Origin of the sequence: Kribbella sp. CA-294648 (assembly GCF_050943845.1) — a bacterium.
GTDB lineage: Bacteria > Actinomycetota > Actinomycetes > Propionibacteriales > Kribbellaceae > Kribbella.
Genome location: NZ_CP191981.1, coordinates 4,149,110 through 4,170,607 on the forward strand (window position 1 = coordinate 4,149,110; position 21,498 = coordinate 4,170,607).

The window sequence follows — 21,498 nt, forward strand, 5'->3', positions numbered from 1 at the left end:
CGTGATCGCCGGGTCCTGTCCGCCCCAGTGGGACAGGACCCGGCGGACGGCCTGCTAGTTGACGCTCACGGCTGACCAGGCAGCCGCGATGGCAGCCCGCTCAGGGCTGGCCGCGCCGTACAGGTCGGTGGCCGCGTTGAGCGTCCCGACCCGGGCCTGCGCGTAGTTCGTGCTGGTGGTGAAGTACACCGTCAGCGCGCGGTACCAGATCTTGGCGACCTTGGCCTGGGTGATCCCCGTCACGGTCGACCCGTTGCAGGTGGTCGAGTCGTGCGGCAGACCGCCGATGGACTTGGCGCCGCTGCCCTCGGAGGCGAGGTAGAAGAAGTGGTTCGCCACGCCGGACGAGTAGTGCACGTCGATGTTGCCGATCCCGGAGTACCAGCAGTCCTTGGAGTTGCCGTCCTTGCTCGGCTTGTCCATGTACCGCAGGGCCGGGCGGTCCTTCATGATCTCTTCGCCGATGTAGTAGTCGCCCGGGTCGCTCGCGTTGTTGGAGTAGAACTCGACCGCGGTACCGAAGATGTCGCTGGTCGCCTCGTTCAGGCCACCGGACTCACCGGAGTACGTCAGGTTCGAGGTCGCCGAGGTGACGCCGTGGGACATCTCGTGGCCGGCCACGTCGATCGACACCAGCGGGCCCGCGACGACGCCGTCACCGTCGCCATACGTCATCTGCTTGCCGTCCCAGAAGGCGTTCACGTAGTTCGTGCCGTAGTGCACGCGGCTCGGGACACCCTTGCCGTCGTTGAAGATGCCGTTGCGGCCGTGGTTCAGCTTGAAGTAGTCCCACGTGGTCGCCGCGCCGTAGTGCGCGTCCACCGCGGCCGTGGCCCGGTTGCTGTTCAGGCCGTTGCCCCAGTGGTTGTCGGCGTCGAGGAACTTCGCCGCGACCGGGCAGCCGAACCCGAAGATCTGGCACCAGATCGAATCGGTCTTGTTCTGGGCATCGAGGGTCTGGGCGTTGCCGCGGACCGGGTCGGTCAGATTGAACCCGCCCGTTACCGGGGTGCTGTCGAGCGGAACCGTGCCGGAGTACAGGCTCTGGCCGTCGCCGGTCGCGGTGTGGATGTGCTGCTCGGTGACGAGCTTGGCGCCGGTCAGGGCGTCGATCGTCGTGGTGACGTGGCTGGGCGTGCCGTCGGCCTGGGTGCCGCCGCTGGCGACCCGGTAGGCGAGCCGTGGCGTGCCCTTGCGGGCCTCGATCACCAGACTCGGCTTGCCCTCGGCCTTGAGGCCGCGGGCAACCGCCTTGGCGGTGGCGGCCGCCGGGCTGACCTTCGGCGTCCGGTCGACGTTCGCGGACCGGCTGAGGGTCAGGCTGACGTCCTTCACGGCGCCGTCCTTGGTCTGGTGGACGACGACGTCGCCACCCAGTACGGGCAGGCCGCCGATCATCCGGTCCATCCGGACGTGACTGGTGCCGTCGGCGTCGAGCACGACGTCCTTCACCAGGAAGGTGTCGGCGCCGGTGGCCTTGAGTGCCCCGAGATTGCCGGGGATCGCGGCCTTGGCCCGGGCGACCGCGGCGGCGGGGGTCGTGCCCGGGTCTGCGGTGGGCGCACCGGTGGCCGTGCCGGCCCCGGTCAGCCCGAGGGCGGTGGTGGTCACCACTGCGGTGGCAGCGGCGAGCAGGGCGGATTTCTTCATCCTCGTGCTCCTTCAAGAGTGTCCCGGAGGCCTCACGCCCCAGGAACGAGGTGCAGGAACGTTACCGCTCAGTCACCTAGCGTGGGTAGACCTTGAGAAAAGTTCCCTTTCCGCCGTGCTTGCGGGGGTTTTGGTCGGTGCCGGGCGGTAGCGTCGCGGCATGGCGGCGACCAAGGCAATCGAGCTCGAGATCGCGGGGCGGACCGTCCGGGTGAGCAATCCGGACAAGCCGTACTTCGCGGACCGGGGACTGACCAAGCTGGACATCGTGAACTACTTCGTCGCGGTCGGCGACGGCATCCTGGGTGCGCTCCGGGACCGGCCGACCACGCTGGAGCGCTGGCCGGGCGGCTGGTTCGAGGGCGCGAAGCTGTCCACCCGGATGGACAACAAGGGCGACGCGTTCTACCAGAAGCGGGTCGCCAAGGGCGCGCCCGACTGGGTCGAGACGGCGACGATCAAGTTCCCCAGCGGCCGGCCCGCCGACGAGGTCTGCCCGACCGAGCTGGCCGTGGTCGCCTGGGCGGCCAACCTCGGCACCCTGACCTTCCACCCGTGGCCGGTCCGGCGCCCCCACTTGGACTCACCCGACCAGCTGCGAATCGACCTGGACCCCCAGCCCGGCACGGACTTCAAGAGCGCGGCGGTGGTAGCTCCGGTACTCCGTGAACTGCTGGCCGAGCACGGCCTCGAGGGCTACCCCAAGACCTCGGGCGGTCGGGGGCTGCACGTCTATGTCCCGATCGAGCCACGCTGGGACTTCATCCAGGCCAGGCGCGCCGTCATCGCGCTCGGCCGCGAACTGTCCCGCCGGATGCCCGACCAGGTCACGGTGAACTGGTGGAAGGAGGAGCGCGGCGAACGCGTCTTCATCGACTTCAACCAGATGGCCCGCGACCGCACGATCGCCTCGGCGTACTCCGTCCGCCCCAACGCACGGGCCCGCGTCTCGGCGCCGCTGCGGTGGGAGGAGGTGTCCGAGGTGGAGCCGGACGACTTCGACGTACTGACGATGCCGGCCCGGTTCGCCGAGGTGGGGGATCTGCACGCGGCCGTCGGCGAGAAGGCGTTCTCGCTGGACTCGCTGCTGGAGCTGTCCGCCAAACACGAACGCGACTTCGGCGAAGGCGACCTGCCCTACCCACCGGAGTACCCGAAGATGCCCGGCGAGCCCAAGCGGGTCCAGCCGTCGAAGGACCGCGACCGCCCGAAGGAGCCTGCCGAGCCGGCGCCTGCCCAGCCCGAGGAGTAGCGCGGTCCTAGTGCGTCAGAGCGCGCGGAGGGCGCCGCCGTCGATGGGGATGATGGCGCCCGTCAGGTACGACGCGGCGGGGGAGAGGACGAAAGCGGCGACCCGGCCGAACTCGTCGGGCATGCCGTAGCGGCGCAGCGGGATCGTCTTCTCGGCGGCGCGACGGGCCGCGTCAGGGTCGCCGGACTTGCCGTCGAGCTCCTTCAGCCGGTCGGTCGCGATCCGGCCGGGCATCAGGCCGTTGACCCGGACGCCGTTCGGCCCGAGCTCGTCGGCCAGCGTCTTGGCCACCATCGCGAGGCCCGGGCGCAGGCCGTTGGAGATCGCCAGTCCGGTGATCGGTGACTTGACCGACGACGACAGCACGAAGGCGATCGACGTCCCGTCGGTACCCGCTCGCGCGACCGAGCGCGCGATCCGCAGCCCGCCGAGGAACACGCTGTCGAAGGCGGCCCGCCAGTCGTCCTCCTCGGTGTCCATCGCGGTCCCGGGCCGGGGTCCACCGACGCTGATCAGCGCGCCGTTCAGCGCGCCCCACTTGGCGATCGCGGTCGCGGCCAGCCGCTCGGCGCTCTCCGGGTCGGCGTTGTCGACCGGGATGCCGACGACCTGGTCGCCGAGCTCGGCCGCCGCCCGGGAGATCGACTCCTCGTTGCGGCTGGAGATCACCAACCGGGCTCCTTCGGCGGCCAGGGCTTTCGCGGTAGCGAAGCCGAGCCCACCACTGGCACCGGTGACGATGTAGATGCGATCGCGAAGTCCGAGGTCCACGGCACCATCCTGCCTCAGACCGCGCCATCCCGCGCCGACACGCCGGTGGTGGCCGCAGGCAACGGCAACCGCCGCTACGAATCCGCCGTACTCCGCTGCGATTCCGCCGAAGTCGTTGCGGAGGGCAATGAATCGTCGGGCCCGGACCGGGCCTCCGTCACGTCGCGCCGGGAGAAGTAGATCAGCCCGCCGAGGGCCAGCAGCGCGAAGAAGAACCACTGCAGCGCGTAGAAGAAGTGCGGCCCGTCGTCGATCTGCGGCCCCGGGAAGCCGCGGAAGGCCGGGTCGTTGGCAGGAACCTGTTGGTCGATCGTCAGATACCCGTCGTACAGGGTGAGCCCGAGCACCTTGGCGAACTCGGGTCCGTTGATCAGCCGGGCGGTGCCGTCGCTCGGCGTACCGCCGCTGGTGTTTCCGCCGCGCTCGCTGCGGCGCAGCCGGCCGGTGACCGTGACCTCGCCGGACGGTACGGCGGGGATGCTGCTCGGGGCCAGCTCACCACCCTGCCGAGGCAGGAATCCGCGGTCGACCAGGATCGCGGTGCCGTCCGACAGGAGCAGTGGCGTGACGATCTCGAAGCCGGGCCGGTCGTTCACGTTCCGGTAGCGCAGTACGACCTGTTTGGAGGCGTCGTAGCGCCCAGTGACCACGGCAGTACGCCAGTCGTGCTGCTCGCCGACCACCCGCTGCGGACCGACGATCTCGGCCAGCGGAGCCGGCGGCGCGGCCAGGTTGATCCGGGTGATCCCGTTGTGCGACTTGCGCGAATCCAGCCGGTGCAGCTGCCACCGGCCGAGCTCCACACAGGCTCCGGCCAGGGCGAGGATCACCAACGCGGCGGCGATCCAGCGGGGATTCATCAGACGACGCACAGCTCGAACTTAAGCCATCCACCGAAACGCCCCACCCTCGGCTGCCCACCGCGACGTAGGCTGGGGCACGTGACGGCGCTCAGTACTCCCCACTCAGGCCTGGCCGACAACTTCGGCAGGGTCGCCACTGACCTGCGCGTGTCGTTGACCGACCGCTGCAACCTGCGCTGCACCTACTGCATGCCCGAGGAAGGTCTCGACTGGCTGGCCAAGCCCGAGCTGCTGACCGACGACGAGATCGTCCGGCTGGTCTCGATCGCCGTCACCCACCTCGGGGTCGACGAGATCCGCTTCACCGGCGGTGAGCCGCTGCTGCGCCGCGGCCTGGTCGGCATCGTCTCCCGTACTACGCAACTCCAGCCCCGCCCGCAGGTCTCGCTGACCACCAACGGGATCGGCCTGGCCCGGCAGGCGGAGGCATTGCGCGAGGCCGGACTGGACCGGGTGAATGTGAGCCTCGACACCATCCGGCAGGACACGTTCCTGCAGATGACCCGGCGGGACCGGCTCAAGGACGTGCTGGCCGGCCTGGCGGCGGCTCACGAAGCCGGGCTCGCGCCGGTGAAGGTCAACGCGGTCCTGATGCGGGGTGTGAACGACGACCAGGCCCCCGAGCTGCTCCAGTTCTGTCTCGACCACGGCTACGAGCTGCGTTTCATCGAGCAGATGCCGCTGGACGCCCAGCACGGCTGGAGCCGGGACCAGATGATCACCGCCGACGAGATCCTGGAGATGCTCGGCGAGCGCTTCGGCCTGGAAGCGACCGACGCGGCGGCCCGGGGCAGCGCGCCGGCCGAATCGTTCACCGTGCACGGCGGGCCCGCCACGGTCGGCATCATCGCGAGCGTCACCCGCCCGTTCTGCGGCGACTGCGACCGGGTCAGGCTGACCGCCGACGGTCAGGTGCGCGACTGCCTGTTCGCCCGGACCGAGTCGGACCTCCGGACGGCGCTGCGCGCGGGGGCCGGCGACGAGGAACTCGCCGATCGCTGGCGGCGCGCGATGCGGGGCAAACTGCCTGGCCACGGGATCAACGACCCGAGCTTTCTGCAGCCGGTCCGGCCGATGTCCGCGATCGGCGGCTGACCGGCATCACCGGCCGGCCAGTGATGCTGGCCAGTGATGCTGCTCTGCGCCATTCTGAACCGGAAATTTACTTTTTCTGCTGTAACGCCCGCCGAAGGCGTGGATTCAGCCCGAGAAAGGTTCCACCTCGCGCAGGAAAGAACGCGCGCCGAGGAAGTCGGACAGGCTCTGCTTGTGCTCGTCACAGGCCAGCCAGGTCTTCCGCCGGTCGGGCGTGTGGATCTTCGGGTTGTTCCACAACAAGGCCCAGGTGGCGGGCCGGCCGCATCCCCTTGCAGAGCAGACGGACGCCAGTCCCTCGTCGGACGGGGTTTCGGTCACGGCAGGGTCTCCTGAGGGGCATTCCGGTCGGTCAGCGCAATTGTTCCTGACCACTCAATAATCAAAAGCCTGGGCAAAATGAAGCGACGTCGGACAGCCACGGGGGGAGCCGTCCGACGCCGCATCAAGTCTCTGAATTTCATCCATGCACTTCAGAGCACGCGGGAGATTCTGACACGGATCCATCGTGAGAATCCAGTCCCGACGCGGATCACTTTTTGGTGTCGCGTTCCGGACCCAGTTCCGGCCGGGCCGGCGGTACGAAGACGTCGGCTCCGGACACCTTCGTGGTCCGTCGCGCATTGGCCAGGACAACGGCCACCGACGGCAGGAAGACCGCGCCGACCAGCAGGATCCAGCGCCACGGTGACGGGGTCAGCACGGCACCGACAAAACACACCACCCGCAGCGACATCATCCAGGCATACCGGAAGATGCGGCTCTCCAGGTCCTCCGACCGGCCGGGCTGCGCACTGGTCACCGAGATGACCGTTTCGCCGGCCCGTTCACGACCCCGCTTATGACGCTGTGGCATCTATTCTCCTCACCAACACCAACGGTACGCCGCCACGGAAGTCGCGGCGCACCCAGGCGAAGGAGAACTGTCATGACCGATCGGACCTACCGCGTCACCGAGATCGTCGGCACCTCCAAGGAGGGCGTCGACGCGGCGATCACGAACGCGATCACCCGGGCCGGCGAGACGCTGCGGCACCTGGACTGGTTCGAGGTGACCCAGATCCGCGGCCACATCGTCGACAACGCGATCGACCACTACCAGGTCGGTCTGAAGGTCGGCTTCCGGCTCGAAGACTCCTGACCAGCTGTACTGCGGACCGCCGGGGGCCGCCCGGTTCGCAGTACCAGCCAGGGCGGGCGATACCGTTCGTGCGGCAGCGCCGTACGGGCGGCGGTCGGTTGAGTGAGGAGATGGAAACGTGGCGAGATCGGTACTGGTCACCGGCGGGAACCGGGGCATCGGCCTGGCCATCGCGACCGCCTTCAAGGAGGCGGGCGACCAGGTCGCCGTCACCTTCCGCAGCGGTGAACCGCCCGAGGGCTTTCTCGGGGTGAAGTGCGATGTCACCGACGCCGCGCAGGTCGACGCCGCGTTCGACACGATCGCGGCCGAGCACGGCCCGGTCGAGGTGCTGATCGCGAACGCCGGCATCACCCGCGACACGCTGCTGCTCCGGATGTCCGACGACGACTGGGACGCGGTCATCCAGACCAACCTGACCGGCTCGTTCCGGGTCGCCAGGCGGGCCGCCAAGGGCATGCTGCGGCTGCGCCGGGGCCGGATCGTGTTCATCTCCTCGGTGGTCGGCATGCTCGGCTCACCCGGCCAGGTGAACTACGCCGCCAGCAAGTCCGGCCTGATCGGGATGGCCCGCTCGATGGCGCGTGAGCTCGGCAGCCGCGGGATCACCACCAACGTGGTCGCCCCGGGCTTCGTCGAGACCGACATGACCGCCGTCCTGCCGGAGGAGACCCAGAAGCAGTACCTGAGCCAGATCCCGCTCGGCCGGTTCGGCCGGACCGAGGAGATCGCCCAGGCCGTCCGCTGGATAACGTCTGAGGAAGCTGGGTACATCACCGGCGCGGTGATCCCGGTCGACGGCGGCATCGGCATGGGCAACTGACCACCTTCCTTCCTCTAGAAAGGGCATGCCGGTGGGCATCCTCGACGGCAAGCGCATCCTGGTCGCGGGCGTCACGCTCGACTCCTCGATCGGTTTCGCGACCGCCAAGGTGGCGCAGGAACAAGGCGCCACGGTGCTGATCTCGAACTTCGGTCGCGCCCTCGGCATCACCAGACGGATCGCCAAACGGCTGCCCGTCGAACCGCCCGTGCTCGAGCTGGACGTCACCGATCCCGAGCACCTGGCGGCGCTGCCGGACGCGATCCGCGCGCACGTCGACGGCCTGGACGGCGTCGTGCACTCCATTGCCTACGGCAACCCGGAGACGATCCTCGGCGGCAAGTTCCTCGAGGGGCCGTGGGAGGACGTGGCGCAGGCGGTGCACGTCTCGGCGTACAGCCTGAAGTCGCTGGCGGTGACGTGTGCGCCGTTGATGAGCCGCGGTGGCAGCATCGTCGGCCTGACTTTCGACGCGACGGTCGCTTGGCCGGGCTACGACTGGATGGGTGTCGCGAAGGCGGCACTGGAGTCGACGTCGCGCTACCTCGCGCGCGACCTGGGTGCACAGGGGATCCGCTGCAACCTGGTCTCGGCCGGGCCGTTGAAGACGCTGGCCGCGAAGGCGATCCCGGGCTTCGAGAAGTTCGAGGAGCCGTGGCTGGACCGGGCCCCGCTGGGCTGGGACCCGTCCGACCTGGAGCCGACCGGCAAGACGATCGTCGGCCTGCTCAGCGACTTCTTCCCCTCCACCACCGGCGAGATCATCCACGTCGACGGCGGCTTCCACGCGATGGGCGCCTAGTGGCCAGCTCGCTGGTAGAGCTCCGCGTTCTGGACGGGGCCAACCTCTACTTCAGTCGTGCCGCGGTCAAGCTCACGCTCGATCTGACGGCACTCATCGACGCACCGGCGCCGGCCGCGAAGGCGTACGCGTCCGCGCTCGGGCTGGGCGCGACCAGGCCGGGGCGCATTGGCTCCGGGTTCCGGCAGCGGTTCGCAGTACGGGTCGTCGGGCACATCGTCCGGCGGGTCGCGCGGGAGGCGGGGATCGGGCGGATCGGCGTACGGGTGCGGTCCGGGACGGACGTGCATCAGCTCGTTGTGGCGTACCCGTGGGCGCATGAAGGCCGCGCTCGGGCCCTCGCCGCGGCGATCGTCGAGGTGATCGACGCGTTCGGCTCCGACGATCTGCCCGAGGTGGTCGCCGCCGTCGGCGACCGGGTCCGGAGCGAGCCGGCCGGCAACGCCCCGCCGACGCTGCGGCCGAAGGTCCCGGTCGTCGCTGTCACCGGTACGAACGGCAAGACCACCACCTCGCGGATGATCGCGCACATCGGTCGCGCGGCCGGCCTGCACACCGGCTGGTCCAGCACCGACGGTGTGTACTTCGACGGCGACCTGGTCAAGTACGGCGACTTCTCCGGTCCGAGCGGTGCCGGTCAGGTGCTCTCGCAGCCAGGTGTCCAGCTGGCCGTCACCGAGACGGCGCGCGGCGGCATCCTGCGTCGCGGCGTCGGCGTGGCGTACAACGACGTCTCCGTCGTCACCAACGTCACCGCCGACCACCTCGGTCTGGGCGGCATCGACACCGTCGACCAGCTCGCCGAGGTGAAGGCCGTGATCACCAAGATCACCCGGCCGCGCGGCTGGTGCGTGGTGAACGGCGACGACCCGCGGACGTTCGCGATGCGGCTCGACTCGCCGGCCAAGTGCTGGGTGTTCTCCCGCGATCCCGACTCGCCGTCGATCCGGACCGTGCTCGACGAGGGCGGCCGCGCCACCACGGTACTGGACGGGTTCATCACCGTGCTCGACCAGTCCAGCGATGCCGAGCCGTTGCTGAAGATCGTCGACGTCCCGATGACGCTGTCCGGGCTGTCGCACTACAACGTCGAGAACGCGCTCGCCGCCGCCTCGGCCGCCCTCGGTCTCGGGCTGCCGCGCGCCGCGGTGATCGAAGGACTGAGCACGTTCTCGCCGGCCGAGAACAACCCGGGCCGGATGAACATGTACTCCGTCCGCGACTTCACCGTCGTGATCGACCTCGCGCACAACGAGGCCGGCCTGGAAGCGCTGCTGGAGATCATGAACGGTGTGCGCCGGCCAGGTGGGCGACTGCTGCTGGCGCTGGGCTCACCGGGGGACCGGGCCGACGAGATGGTCACCGCGATGGGCGCGATCGGCGCCCGCGGCGCGGACCGGGTGGTGATCGGGCACAAGGGCGAGTACCTGCGCGGCCGGCCGCCGGAGGAGCTGGAAGCGGTCTTCCGCGAAGGCACCAGCTCGGTCGGTGTCGACGACGTACCGGCCTTCCCGACCGAGCTCGAGGCGGCGCAGGCGCTCGTCCGGGAGGCGCAGCCCGGTGACGTGGTCGCGGTGATGTCGCTGCAGGATCGGGCGAGTCTTGACGCCTGGTTGCGGGCCGAGGGGGCTACCGTCGATAACCCGGAGACCTTGAAGGCGAAGGTCGAACGAGCACAGCACTGATACCCCCGGGACCCCACCCGCCCGGGGCGGAACGGGGTTCCCATGCGCTACTTGTGGTCGATACCGGCGGCGGTCCTCGCCTGGTTCGTGGCCGGCTTCGCGCCGACGTACCTGACCGGGCTGCCGGCCGGCTCGACCACCTTCGTCGGGACCCGGCTGGATCTGCTCGTGCTGGGCGGATTCACTGGGGGAGTGCTGGCCGGGCTGATCATCGGGCGGCTCCGGATCGCGGTGCCGCTGGTGCTGGTCGTTGCCGGGGGCGCCTGGTGGCTGAGTGGCCCCACCTTGTCGGACACTGCATTGTCTGCCACGGACTTGCCGGCCTCGTTGCTGGTGGCAAGCGTTCTTGGTGCCGCCTTGGGTGCCCTGGGCACCCGTAGTACGGTGCTCGCCGCCTTCGCGTTGTCCGTGCCGGTCGCCTGGTACGCGTTGCGTCCCGCCGATGAGTTGGTGGACTGGCTCTGGCTGTGGCAACTCAACGGCCTGCTCGTCGCGATCGGCCTCACCATCGTTCTGTACGTCGCCTGCTGGCGGCGCGGCTGGCCATCGGCGTACTCCTGGCTGCCGTTGACCGCGTTCTACCTGATCTCGTTCGCGATCGTCGAGGCTGTGCAGGCAGTGAGCTCGGCAAAGGGCCGGTCGACGGACGAACTCGCCAACGCCGGCACTGACGCGTTCTTCAACACCTTCGAGCCGATCCTGCGCGAGTACTGGCCCTGGCTGGTGCTCGCCGTCCTGCTCGCCATCCCGATGGTCGCCCTCAAGGTGCGAGCCCTTCCTCCGCTGCCGGCCGCTGTTCGCTCCGACGACGGCCGCGGCAACGACGCAGTACTGTCCGACGACCTCGACTGGATCGACCGGGAGGATCCCAAACGCCGTCTCCTCCCGGTCCGTCTCAGCCGCCGGCCGTCAGCCGAGGACGACGCGCAGGATGGTGCCGTTGGTCTCGCTGATCAGCCACAGGGAGCCGTCCGCGGCCGGAGTGATGGTCCGCAGCCGGCCCTGCTGGTTGGTGAAGGAGGCGACGGGTGAGCCGTCGCGAGCGCCGTCGTTGACCGGGATCGCCCAGAGCCGTTGGCCGCGCAGCGCCGCCATCCACAAGGTGCTGCTGGCGAAGGCGAGGCCGGATGGTGATGCCTGGGCAGTCGACCAGGTCGCCTGCGGGTTGATGAACCGCGAGTCGTTGCAAGTGCCCTCACAGGTCGGCCAGCCGTAGTTGCCACCCGGCCTGATCTGGTTCAGTTCGTCGAAGGTGTTCTGACCGAGCTCGCTGGCCCACAACCGGCTGCCCTCGTCCCAGGCCAGACCCTGGACGTTGCGGTGGCCCAGGCTGTACACCCTGGTATCGCTCGGGTTGCCGGGCGCGGGGCTCCCGGTCGGGGTGACCCGCAGGATCTTGCCGCCGAGCGAGTTCGGGTTCTGGGAGTTGGCGGTGTTCGCGGCGTCGCCGGTGCTGATGTAGAGGAAGCCGTCGGGCCCGAACGCCAGCCGGCCGCCGTTGTGGATGTTGGCCCGCGGAATGCCGGTGACGATCGTCTGCGGCGTACCGAGGCTGGTCCCGTTGTAGGTCATCCGGACGACACGGTTGTCGCCCGAGGCGGTGTGGTAGGCGTAGAGCAGCCGGTCGGTGCCGAAGGTGGGCGCCACCGCGATACCGAGCAGGCCGCCTTCACCTCCGTGCCGGACGCCCGGCACAGTGCCGATCTGGTGGACCACACCGGCCGGGGTGACATGTTTGATCCGGGCGGTGTCTCGCTCCGAGACCAGGGCGGAACCGTCCGGCAGGATCGCGAGACCCCACGGTGACTGGAACCCGCTCGCCACCGTCCCGGTGATCCGGGGCGTCGGCGGTACTGCGGCGGCGGCCGGCGGGGCGATCGTCACCAGGAGCAGGGCGGTGGCTGAGGTCAGGGCGGAGAGCTGTTTGCGCATGTCTCAGGTCCTCACTGTCGAGTCCCCCCTCATTCGACAGCAAGCTTGCCGCATTTCGGCCCTTCAGGCCACCCAGGGTGATGGCGAACTCACCCTCCGGGGTCAGCTCAACAGAGTCTGGCCCAGCCACTCGCCGCTGCGGAAACCTGGCGGGATCACGAAGGCCGCGGAGCCGATGGTGGTGGTCCAGTCGTTGAGGGCGTCCGCGGCGTCGAGACGGGCCAGGAGCGGAAGGAACTGGCTGACCAGGTCGGCCTGGTAGCTGAGGAAGATGAGGCCCGACTCGCGGGTGGCTCCGGTGTCCTGGACGTAGTTGAGCCCCTTGCGGAAGATCCGCCGGCCGTCGTTCTCCGAGTGGTGGGACAGGCGCGAGTGGGCGTTCGCCGCTATGACAAGGCGGCCGTCGGCGTCGCGCGCTTCCAGATCGAGTTCGTCGTGCTCGGCCGCGCCGGTCAGCGGTGCGCCGTTCGACAGCTTTCGCCCGACCACACGCTCCTGCTCCGAACGCGTCAACTCGTCCCAGGTGTCCAGGTTGAGCTTGATCCGCCGGACGACCAGGGTGGTGCTGCCGTCGGCGGCCCACACCGTGCTGTCGAACTCCGGCGTACCGGGCGAGGGGTTGCCGGTGCCGTCGACCTGGTTGAACAGATTCCGCCCGGTGACCGGCTTGCCGTCCGGCCCGGTGCTGTTCCAGAACCCGGTCTGCCGCCACACGGGTTTCGCGAAAGGCGCCGCGTCAGCCACCATTCGCCGTACGGCGTGGACGACCGAAACCGCGTCATCGGCACCCACCAGGACCAGCAGATCGCCACCAGTCCAGCCTGGCTGCAGCCGGTCATGCGACATCGCCGGTACTTCGCTGAACCCCCGCGGCTTGCGGTTGGCGAGTCCCGGCAGCGTGAAGACCTTGGGCCCGAAGCCAACCGTCACGGTCAACGCCACGCCGGGAACGGCCAACTCGGGAGCCGTGTCACCAGGTGCTGGACGGCCGGCGCTCAGGGCCACAATGTCGTTGGTCCAAAGACGCATCAGCCGGCCGAGTGCTGCCTTGTCGGCGGTCGGCAGCAGATTGAGTGCAACCAGCTCGGCATGCTTGGGCGAGGCGGCTGCGATGGCCGGCTGGTGATCGCCATGCGGGTCGATGTCCCGGGCAACAACCGCCTGAGGCCTGTCATTGCCTAGCGCAACGATTCCGCCGGTGGCAGCGGCGCCTGCGGCGGCGGCTCCGGCGTACCCGAAGAGCTGCCGCCGGGACGGGCGTCCGGTCAAGGTGTCGGGCTGGGTGTCGTCGACGGGTGGTAGTGCTCTTCCTCCTCGGTGAACGCCTTCACCGGCACGGTCAGGTCGTGCGAGGAACCGTCGGAGAACTTCAACGTCACCGGTACTTCGTCGCCCGGCTTCAGCGCCTGCTTGAGGCCCATCAGCATCACGTGGTCACCGCTGGGCTTGAGATGCGCGTGCGACTCGGCCGGCACCTTGATGCCACCGGTCTTCTCCTGCATGACCATCTTGCCGTCCTTCATCGCCATCTCGTGCAGCTGGACCATACCGGCCACCGGAGAGGTTGCCGAGGTCAACGAGATGTCGTTCTTGCCCGGGTTGGTCAGCGCCATGAAGGCCGCCGTCATCGTGGTGTCCTTGGAGCCGACGGTCGCGCGCACCCAGGCATCCGCGACCAGTACGCCGGGCGTCGTCGCCGCGGCCTCTTCGGTCTTCGGCTCGGAGGATCCGCACGAGCTCAACAGGAGGGGGAGGGCAACGACCAGCCCGGTCATCAGGAGCAGCTTTGTCTTCACGGACAGGCCAACGACGCTTGCCCCACCCGAGTTCCCGTGAGCGGAGACACCCTGTGTGTCCCCGCTCACGAACCGTCTACTCGGTGGGGGCTTCGGCCTCCGGCTCCGCCTTCACGTAGTCCGGATCGCCACCCTCGTCACCGAAGCGTGCACCGGCCTGGGCGAGGTGGGACACGGACTCGAGGTGCGACAGCACTCGCTGGTGCTGGTCGACACAGAGCACCACCAGGTCGCCGGGGTTCGACCGCGACAACGCGTGCTGGACCGCGGTCAGCTCCTCCAGCACGATCTCGACCTGACGGCAACGAGCGCCGTTGTCCATCGCCGTCCGCACGCCCTCGGCGACCAGTTCCGCCGTACCGCCGCGCTGGCGGCCGCGCAGCCGCGCGTCCTCGCGCACGATCACCACGTCGAAGTGATGCGCGGCGACCTCGCCGAGCTCACGCATGTCGTCGTCACGCCGGTCACCCGCGGTCGCGATCACGCCGATCCGCGAGGACCTGCCGAGTTCGGACGAGGCGTTCAGGCTCTCGCCGAGCTTGTCGACGAAGTCGCCGAGCATCCGCATCGCGGGCGCGTTGTGGCAGTAGTCGACGATCACCGTGCGGCCGTCGACGACGATCTCGTTCAGCCGGCCGGGGGACAGGTAGTACGACGTGTTGAAGGTCCGCAGCCCCTGCCGGATGTCGTGCAGTGGCGCGCCCGCGGCGAAGGCGGCGGCCGCGGCGGCCATCGCGTTCTGCACGTTCATCATCGCCCGGCCGCCGAACGTTGCCGGCAGCAAGTGTGTCCAGGCCAGCTGCATCGACCGCCGGCCGTGCTTCATGATGATCATGTCGCCCAGGTCGGACCGCTCCAGGACGACCGCGCGGCCACCGCGCCGGCAGTGCCCCTCGATGTACTCGCGGACCTCGGTGCCGGCCTCGGCGATGCTGAACCAGACCACCTCGCCGGAGCACTTGCGACGCATCTTGCGGACCAGCGGGTCGTCGGCGTTCAGGACCGCGAAGCCGTTGCGCGGTACCGCCTCGACCAGCACGGCCTTCACGTCGGCCAGTTGGTCGAGGGTGTCCACGCCACGCATGCCGAGGTGGTCGGGCTGAATGTTCAGCACGACGGCGACGTCGTTGCGCTCGTACCCGAGTCCCTCGCGCAGGATCCCGCCGCGGGCCACCTCGAACACCGCGAAGTCGACCCGCGGGTTCTGCAGCACCATCCGGGCGGACTTCGGCCCGGACGCGTCCGACCGGATCACCAGCCGCTCGTCGATCACGATGCCGTCGGTGGACGTCATCCCGACCTTGCGCCCCATCCCCTTGAAGACGTGGCTGATCATCCGTGAGGTGGTGGTCTTGCCGTTCGTGCCGGTCACCGCGACGATCGGGATCCGGCTGGTCGCCCCCGGCGGGAACAGCATGTCCACGACGGGCTTGGCGATGTACTGCGGGTCGCCGATCGTCGGGTTGGTGTGCATCCGGAAGCCGGGTGCCGCGTTCACCTCGCAGATCGCGCCACCGGTCTCGCGGACCGGCTGGGTGATGTCGGGACAGATGAAGTCGATGCCGGCGATGTCCAGCCCGATCATCCGGGCCGCCTCCTCGGCGATCTCGACGTTCTCCGGGTGCGCCTCGAAGGTGCGGTCGATCGAGATGCCACCGGTGGACATGTTGCCGGTGAGCGTGAGCTTCACCATCGTGTCCTCGGGCGGTACGTCGTCCAGCTCGAAACCCTGCGAGCGGACCAGGTCGCGGGCGGCCTGGTTCACCGTGATCCGGGTCAGGATCTTCTCGTGCCCGACACCGCGGCGCGGATCGGCGTTGGTGATGTCGACCAGCTCGGCGACCGTGTGGACGCCGTCACCGACCACGTGCGCGGGCACCCGCTCGGCGATCGCCTCCATCCGCCCGTTGATGATCAGGCAGCGGTAGTCCTTGCCGGTGACGAAGCTCTCCACGATGACCGAGCCGCGCCGCGACTGGTCGGCCGCGATCGGGAACGCCGCGCGGACCGCGTCGGCGTCCTGCAGGTTCAGGCAGACCCCGCGGCCGTGGTTGCCGTCGAGCGGCTTGCAGACGACCGGGTAGCCGATCTTGTTCGCAGCCGAGACGGCGTCCTCGACGTCACGGACCGAGGCCTGGCGCGGGACCGGCAGGCCGGCGGAGGCGAGCAGCTTGGTGGTCAGGTCCTTGTCGCCGGCCACGTCGACCGCGATCGAACCGGTCTCCGACGTCATCGTGGCGCGGATCCGCTTCGCGTGCACCCCCTGGCCGAGCTGCACCAGGCTGGCCTTGTTCAGCCGGATCCACGGGATGTCGCGGGACACCGCCTCGTCGACGATCGCCTGGGTGGACGGACCGAAGGCGCTCCGCTCGGCCTGCCGGATGAACTTCTCCAGCTCGGTGGTGAAGTCGAAGTCCGGGGTGGGCTGGACGAGATAGTTCACGAACCGGATGGCCAGCTCGCCGGCCGCCAGCCCGACGCCCTCGTCGGCGTACGAGTAGACGATGTTGTACCGGCCGGGCACGCCCTTCACCTGGCGGGTCTTGCCGCGCCGCATGTCGTGGCCGGCCTCCTGCTGCAGCTGCAGCGAGACGTGTTCGGCGATGTGGCCGAGCCAGGTCCCTTCGTGCAGCCGCTCGATGAACCCGCCGCGACGGCCCCGCGAGCAGTGGTGCTGATCCAGCCGGGGCAGGTACTCGAGCAACCGCTCGGTGAACCCGTCAATGGTGTTCGACGGGAACTGCTCCAACGATCCCAGGTCGACCACCAGATGAATCGCCGGCTCGTAACTCCAGATGTTCGGCCCGCGATAGACCCGCGTCTCAATGATCTTCAGGTCGGGGCTCGGCGAGCCCTCAATGGTGGCTGAGCTGTCGGTCATGGGGCCTCCCGGCCTGGACTGAGGAGCGGAGGGAGCGAAGCGACTGGAGCGACGAGGGAAGGACGGGAGTTGAGCCCCATGACCCGCCGAGCCGGAGGCGAGGCCAAAAGCTCAGTCATCTGTTCCCACTGTCGGTGAGGGTTCGGTGTCTGGTCGGCTGAGTTCGGCGGCCGCGCTCAGAGGCTCGGTCGCCTCCGGTCTGGACTGGGTCGCGGCCGACGTTCTGGACTTCTTCGACGCGGCCGCCTTCTTCGACGGATCGACCGACTTCGCCGTACGACGGCCCGCCCGCCGCTTGCGCTCGGCGTAGTACGCCGGGGAGACACCCTCGGCGGCGATCTCCTTGGCCAGCTTGCGCAGGTCCGCCTCGGCGGCCTCGATCGAGGCGATCTCCTCGGCCGGCGGCTGCGGGCCGTAGGACAGCAGCACCCGCGCCTTCAGGTCGAACGTCGCCGTGGCCGGCAGGACGTGCAGGACCACGCCGGAGGCAAGGATCGCCTCCGAGCGGCTGGCGTAGTGCGCGTTGGAGGTGATGCGGCTGCCGTCGAAGATCGTCACCGCACCCCGCCCGACAACCTCCAGATGAGATCCCCGTACGACGGCCGCGGTGTCCTCGTCGACGCCGATCCCGAGCAGCCCGGGGGACTGCGCGACCAGCGACAGCAACCGTCCGTACCGGTTGCGCTGGGCGAAGTGCTGGTCCACGATCGCGCCCTGGACCAGGCCGAGGCCGCCGGCCAGCTGGCTCATCCGCTGCCGCGGGGTCGCGCCGGATCGGCCGAAGGCGATCATGTGCTCGGCCAGGATGCTGGCGCCGGCCGACGTACCGCCGACCGCTGCACCGCGCGCATGCGCTTCAGTGACGGCACGGCCGAACGCCGTACCGGTGACCACACCACTCAGTTTGAGCTGGTTGCCGCCGGTCATGAAGATGCCGGTGGCCTTCGTCAGCGGCTCGATGAACGCGGGATCGTCGGCGTCCTCGCGGTTCTCCGGCCGGACACCGACCACGCTGGCCGCGCCGAGAGCGGCGAACAGGGCGGAGTACACGTCGATCACGTCCGGCCCGAGCGCGGAGGCGGTCGGGACCACCACGATCCGCGCCTTCGGCCCGCCGGCCGCCTCGACGAACTCCTGCAGGACCAGCCGCTTCTTCAGCTTGTCCTCGGCCCCGCCGATGGCGAACAGGGCACCCGGCCCGCTCGTCGTCACCCCAACCTGCTGTTCTGACATAGCCGAAGAATATGCGCTGCACCCTCGACGGCCAGCCGTTGGCTGCCGGATCGTCCTGCGCGCCGGACCAGTCAGCGCGCGACGAGGTCGATGCGGACGCTGTTGTCGTAGGGGATGACCAGCGTGCGGCTGGTGCCGGCGACCCAGTGGGCGGGGACCAGGAACAGTCGGCCATTTGACTCGACGAGAAGGCGCAGGCCTCGGTAGCGGTAGCGGAACAAGTCCGTCGGCACCTTCGGAAGCGTCGTCTGTTCGACGCCATCGGGAAGGTCTCGGAGGGATTCCTTGGTGTACAACACCACTTCAGGACGGAAGGTGAGTGACTCGGCGTCGTCCAGGGCCCTGCCCCGTCCGTAGGCGGCGGCGAAACTGTTGACTGTCCAGAAGGATCCTGCCACCACAGTCACCGCCACACAGGCGAGTGCATACCTGTGGATCTGCCGAACGGCCGGGGATTCCAGCCAGTCGGCCAAGTCGCCGCCGGTCCGAGGAGGGGTATCACCTTCAGCGGGATCTTCTGTGACGACACCACGGGTCTGACGGCTCCGGTCCCAGCGGATACCGACGGTACGCAGCAGCCAGAAACCATAGGCGAGCGCTATGGCACCGAACCCCAGGGCCACCGGAGTCGTTGCGATCGCCTCGGTGCGGGCCACCCGCGGCACGAGGATCCCAATGACACCTCTGGTGAACGCCAGCAGCCCGGCGAGGACCATCAGGAGACCGATCCACCGGTGACAGCGTCGCGCTGTGGTGACGAGAGCAGCCACCGGATCACTGTGTGGGCGGCAAGGACGAGCAGGCACAGAATCGCAAGGACGATGAGCGGCGGATAGACCGCCTCTACCCCGTACAGCAGCATTTCCTGCAGGGTCAGGTCGACCATCTCGAGGTAGACACCGAAGTAGCGAAAGCGCGCCGTCGTCGCCACCTGGCCGAAGTAGAACAGCAGCGTTGTCACCACCGTCGTCGGGGCGATGACGTTGGCCAGTGCCCACAGTCGTTCCCGGACCGAACTTGCCGGCGCCTCGGTTTCGGGAGCAGGCTCAGTTTCGGGAACTGGGATCACGTCCCATCCGCGGAAGGTTCAGAGGGAGTTGGCGAGGACGTCTCGAACGGCGAACCTGGCTGGGATGGGGTGGGCTCTGAAGGTGACTCCGACGTGGATGGACTCGGAGGATCGGTGTTTGTGGTGGCGACCGACTCGTCGGCGGCGAAGCGGAGCGTAACTCTTGAGCTGACGATCGCCTCGACGGGTTGCTGGGGAGTTGGCGTGTGTCCCTTCCCGAGTCGCTGGCATGGCGCTTTGGAACGCGAGGTACAGGTTATTCCCAGCTCGATGGACAGAGTGGCGGTTCCCGTTTCAAGTCCTGGAGGTCTTGCGAAGCGAATGTTGCAGGTATGCCTTTCTTGCAGGGAGTCCGTCCGGGGCTTCAGTACCATCCCAGCCGAGCATCGACCGAGATCATTGGATTCATAGCCACCTTGTAAGGAGCATGGCTCGCTGGAAATCCGGACCTGCGCACCTCGCACGCGGTACGACCGGACCCGGACCGGGAGTTCGGCTTTTACATTGACGATAACGGCGCAGTCGCCCAGTGCCGGGAACCTGAACCCCTCGCCCTTTGTCACGGGATACTCGTCATTGACCGTCGGGCCGGAAATCCTGATCGCCCTCGTATCATTCGGCTTGGAACCGCTGGTGGGCTTTTCGCTGGGCTGGTCCGGCGTACTTCCTCCGGTGCCGCCAGGTGATTCTGGATGGCCTGACGAAGTGGGCGATCCGGATGAACTGGACGATCCGGGGGAATTGCCGGCCGACGGTGATGGTGAGGGAGGGCCTGATGAATCGATCAGGACGACACGGGCGATCCCGTAGGTACCGCCGACGAGCAACAGAGTCGCCAGCACGGCGAACGCCATGTGTGTTGATCGACGTGCGGCCATTCAAGCCCCCCTCTGGCTATGATTCCAGGTTACCGCCCATATCCCTCCCAGCAACAGAATTGATTTCTTCCGATCACTGATCCTCGGGTGCGCTCACTGGCTGAAGGTGAACCAGTTGAGGTTGACGAAGTCGGCCGGCTGGCCGCTGGTGAAGGTCAGATAGACATCGTGGACCCCGGTCACGCCGGTGATGTTCGCCGGGACTGTTCGCCAGCTCTGCCAGCCGCCGGTGTTGGCGATGGCGAAGCTGCCGATGGGCGGGTTCGACCTGCTGTCCAGCCGCACCTCCACCAGACCGCTCACGCCACCCGCGGCCCCGGATGCCACCCGGCCGATGAACTGACGCGCGGCCGAGCTGCCGAAGTTCACTCCTCGATAGAGCGCCCAGTCGCCGTTGCCGACCTGCATCAGGTTCTGCCCGCCGCCGGAATCGGTGGTGGTCTCGACGCCCACACCGCCCTGCTGGCTGAACGACTCGGCCTGGATGGTGCTGTAGGCGCTGCCGCCGCCAGGCGGAGTGGTCGGGGGAGTGGTCGGGTCTCCGCCGCCACCGCCGCGAGTGGAGACGGCCACGTAGTCGATCACCAGCGGGTGGCCGGGGACGGTTTCCGGCCGGGGCGTCGGGCCGTTGAGCGCATCCGGGAAGGCGCCGCCGATAGCCAGGTTCAGCAGGATGAAGTAGCCCGCGTGCGAGGTCATGTTGTTCCAGGTGTCGGCCGGGAGTTGCCCTTGGCTGATCGAGTGGAACTGCTGGCCGTCGACGTACCAGCGGAACTGGTTCGGCGAGATGCTCGTGTCCCACTCGAACCGGTAGGTGTGGAAGCCCGACTGGCAACTCGTCCCGGGGCAGGCCCGGCTGGCGCCGAGGCCGGTCGTCTCGTTGCAGGGACCGCCGGGGTTCACGCCGCAGTGCAGCACGCCCCAGACCGAGTTGATCCCGTTGACGTTCTCCATGATGTCGAACTCGCCGATACCCGGCCAGTTCCAGTAGTTCCCCCGGTACGGCGAACCGAGCGCCCAGAACGCGGGCCAGTACCCGAGTGCCGCGTTGCCCGTGACGTTGGGCATCTGGAGCCGGCTCTCCATCGCGAGCACTCCGCCGGCCGGGGGCTTGAAGTTGCTGCGCTGGGTCTCGATCCGCCCCGACGTCCAGTTGCCGGCGCTGTCGCGGCGAGGCGTGATCCGCAGGTTGCCGGCGCCGTCGAGGCTGAGGTTGTTCGGACTGTTGGTGTAGCTCTGGACCTCGCCGGTACCCCAGTTCGCGGGCCCACCGGGGTACGAGTGGCCGGTGTCGATGATCCAGTTGGCGCTCGACGGCAACGAGCCGCTGGCGCCGTTGAAGTCGTCGCTCCAGATCGTCGTCCACCCCGGCGGTGGCGGCGGAACACTGGCCTGCGCCGCAACCGTCAACGCGGTGGCAACCAGGGCAGATGCGAGCAGACCAGCAAGGATGGTGCGGCGGGTGGACGGACGGTTGGGGCGGGAACGCACAGTGAACCTCCCAGGGGCGGGCGCCGCGAACGACGGCAGGTGTTGAATCAATGGGAGCGCTCTCATCGCCCCCTGTCAACGCTTCATCACTCGATTGGGCCGACGGAGCGTTCCCCGCCGTACAACTCCCGCGCCG

At 68.6% G+C, this 21,498-nt stretch carries 19 protein-coding genes and 1 pseudogene; 7 read left to right on the plus strand and 13 right to left on the minus strand.

Annotation, left to right across the window (positions count from 1 at the left end; translation table 11 throughout):
* Positions 1–54: 54 nt before the first annotated feature.
* Positions 55–1,650 carry a M4 family metallopeptidase gene (locus ACQPYM_RS19730; RefSeq protein WP_433022716.1) on the minus strand — a complete coding sequence of 532 codons (1,596 nt, stop codon included), beginning with the start codon at positions 1,648–1,650 and terminating at the stop codon, positions 55–57.
* A gap of 160 nt (positions 1,651–1,810) precedes the next feature.
* On the opposite strand from ACQPYM_RS19730, the gene ACQPYM_RS19735 reads away from it, so the two are divergent.
* Positions 1,811–2,902: a DNA polymerase domain-containing protein gene (locus ACQPYM_RS19735; protein ID WP_433022718.1), complete on the plus strand. Its 1,092-nt coding sequence runs from the start codon at positions 1,811–1,813 to the stop codon at positions 2,900–2,902.
* Between the two features lie 15 nt (positions 2,903–2,917).
* Here the strand turns inward: ACQPYM_RS19735 and ACQPYM_RS19740 are convergent, their stop codons facing one another.
* Together ACQPYM_RS19740 and ACQPYM_RS19745 are read right to left on the minus strand one after the other, a co-directional pair.
* The gene (locus ACQPYM_RS19740; protein ID WP_433022719.1) at positions 2,918–3,673 is read right to left on the minus strand and encodes an SDR family oxidoreductase; all 756 of its coding nucleotides are present in this window, start codon (positions 3,671–3,673) and stop codon (positions 2,918–2,920) included.
* Positions 3,674–3,747: 74 nt separating this feature from the next.
* Positions 3,748–4,545, minus strand: coding sequence for an SURF1 family cytochrome oxidase biogenesis protein (locus ACQPYM_RS19745; RefSeq protein ID WP_433022721.1), 798 nt, complete (start codon positions 4,543–4,545; stop codon positions 3,748–3,750).
* 69 nt (positions 4,546–4,614) lie between these two features.
* Here ACQPYM_RS19745 and moaA point away from each other — a divergent pair, with 69 nt between their 5' ends.
* Complete coding sequence (gene moaA, locus ACQPYM_RS19750) at positions 4,615–5,631, plus strand: GTP 3',8-cyclase MoaA (RefSeq protein ID WP_433022723.1); 1,017 nt, start codon at positions 4,615–4,617, stop codon at positions 5,629–5,631.
* 105 nt (positions 5,632–5,736) lie between these two features.
* Here moaA and ACQPYM_RS19755 read toward each other — a convergent pair whose 3' ends face one another.
* Positions 5,737–5,952, minus strand: coding sequence for a hypothetical protein (locus ACQPYM_RS19755; RefSeq protein ID WP_433022725.1), 216 nt, complete (start codon positions 5,950–5,952; stop codon positions 5,737–5,739).
* 211 nt (positions 5,953–6,163) lie between these two features.
* Positions 6,164–6,487 carry a DUF3099 domain-containing protein gene (locus ACQPYM_RS19760; protein ID WP_433022727.1) on the minus strand — a complete coding sequence of 108 codons (324 nt, stop codon included), beginning with the start codon at positions 6,485–6,487 and terminating at the stop codon, positions 6,164–6,166.
* Positions 6,488–6,559: 72 nt separating this feature from the next.
* On the opposite strand from ACQPYM_RS19760, the gene ACQPYM_RS19765 reads away from it, so the two are divergent.
* From ACQPYM_RS19765 to ACQPYM_RS19785, 5 genes are all read left to right on the plus strand, one after another.
* Positions 6,560–6,772, plus strand: coding sequence for a dodecin (locus ACQPYM_RS19765; protein WP_020386292.1), 213 nt, complete (start codon positions 6,560–6,562; stop codon positions 6,770–6,772).
* Positions 6,773–6,890: 118 nt separating this feature from the next.
* A complete protein-coding gene (gene fabG, locus ACQPYM_RS19770; RefSeq protein WP_433022729.1) occupies positions 6,891–7,595 on the plus strand; it encodes a 3-oxoacyl-[acyl-carrier-protein] reductase in 705 nt (234 codons plus the stop codon).
* A gap of 31 nt (positions 7,596–7,626) precedes the next feature.
* On the plus strand, positions 7,627–8,397 hold the full coding sequence (gene fabI / locus ACQPYM_RS19775; protein ID WP_433023337.1) for an enoyl-ACP reductase FabI: 771 nt from the start codon (positions 7,627–7,629) through the stop codon (positions 8,395–8,397).
* A complete protein-coding gene (locus ACQPYM_RS19780) occupies positions 8,397–10,082 on the plus strand; it encodes a Mur ligase family protein (RefSeq protein ID WP_433022731.1) in 1,686 nt (561 codons plus the stop codon). The genes fabI and ACQPYM_RS19780 overlap by 1 nt, the downstream gene beginning before the upstream one ends.
* Positions 10,083–10,124: 42 nt before the next feature.
* Positions 10,125–11,114, plus strand: coding sequence for a hypothetical protein (locus ACQPYM_RS19785; protein WP_433022733.1), 990 nt, complete (start codon positions 10,125–10,127; stop codon positions 11,112–11,114).
* On the opposite strand, the pseudogene ACQPYM_RS19790 reads toward ACQPYM_RS19785, so the two are convergent.
* From ACQPYM_RS19790 to ACQPYM_RS19825, 8 genes and pseudogenes are all read right to left on the minus strand, one after another.
* Positions 11,067–12,014: pseudogene (locus ACQPYM_RS19790) on the minus strand (PQQ-dependent sugar dehydrogenase); the annotation flags it as partial. The gene ACQPYM_RS19785 and the pseudogene ACQPYM_RS19790 overlap by 48 nt on opposite strands.
* A 102-nt stretch (positions 12,015–12,116) precedes the next feature.
* Positions 12,117–13,283 carry a Dyp-type peroxidase gene (locus tag ACQPYM_RS19795; protein ID WP_433022735.1) on the minus strand — a complete coding sequence of 389 codons (1,167 nt, stop codon included), beginning with the start codon at positions 13,281–13,283 and terminating at the stop codon, positions 12,117–12,119.
* Positions 13,280–13,789, minus strand: a complete 510-nt coding sequence (locus ACQPYM_RS19800) for a copper chaperone PCu(A)C (RefSeq protein ID WP_433022737.1) — start codon at positions 13,787–13,789, stop codon at positions 13,280–13,282. Before ACQPYM_RS19800 ends, ACQPYM_RS19795 begins: the two co-directional genes overlap by 4 nt.
* Positions 13,790–13,886: 97 nt before the next feature.
* Positions 13,887–16,691: a cyanophycin synthetase gene (gene cphA, locus ACQPYM_RS19805; RefSeq protein ID WP_433022739.1), complete on the minus strand. Its 2,805-nt coding sequence runs from the start codon at positions 16,689–16,691 to the stop codon at positions 13,887–13,889.
* A 111-nt stretch (positions 16,692–16,802) separates the two neighbouring features.
* Positions 16,803–17,924, minus strand: coding sequence for a cyanophycinase (locus ACQPYM_RS19810; RefSeq protein ID WP_433022741.1), 1,122 nt, complete (start codon positions 17,922–17,924; stop codon positions 16,803–16,805).
* A gap of 71 nt (positions 17,925–17,995) precedes the next feature.
* Positions 17,996–18,640 carry a hypothetical protein gene (locus tag ACQPYM_RS19815; RefSeq protein WP_433022743.1) on the minus strand — a complete coding sequence of 215 codons (645 nt, stop codon included), beginning with the start codon at positions 18,638–18,640 and terminating at the stop codon, positions 17,996–17,998.
* Positions 18,640–18,993: a hypothetical protein gene (locus ACQPYM_RS19820; RefSeq protein WP_433022745.1), complete on the minus strand. Its 354-nt coding sequence runs from the start codon at positions 18,991–18,993 to the stop codon at positions 18,640–18,642. The genes ACQPYM_RS19815 and ACQPYM_RS19820 overlap by 1 nt, the downstream gene beginning before the upstream one ends.
* A gap of 971 nt (positions 18,994–19,964) precedes the next feature.
* On the minus strand, positions 19,965–21,362 hold the full coding sequence (locus ACQPYM_RS19825; protein WP_433022746.1) for a glycoside hydrolase family 16 protein: 1,398 nt from the start codon (positions 21,360–21,362) through the stop codon (positions 19,965–19,967).
* Positions 21,363–21,498: the final 136 nt, after the last annotated feature.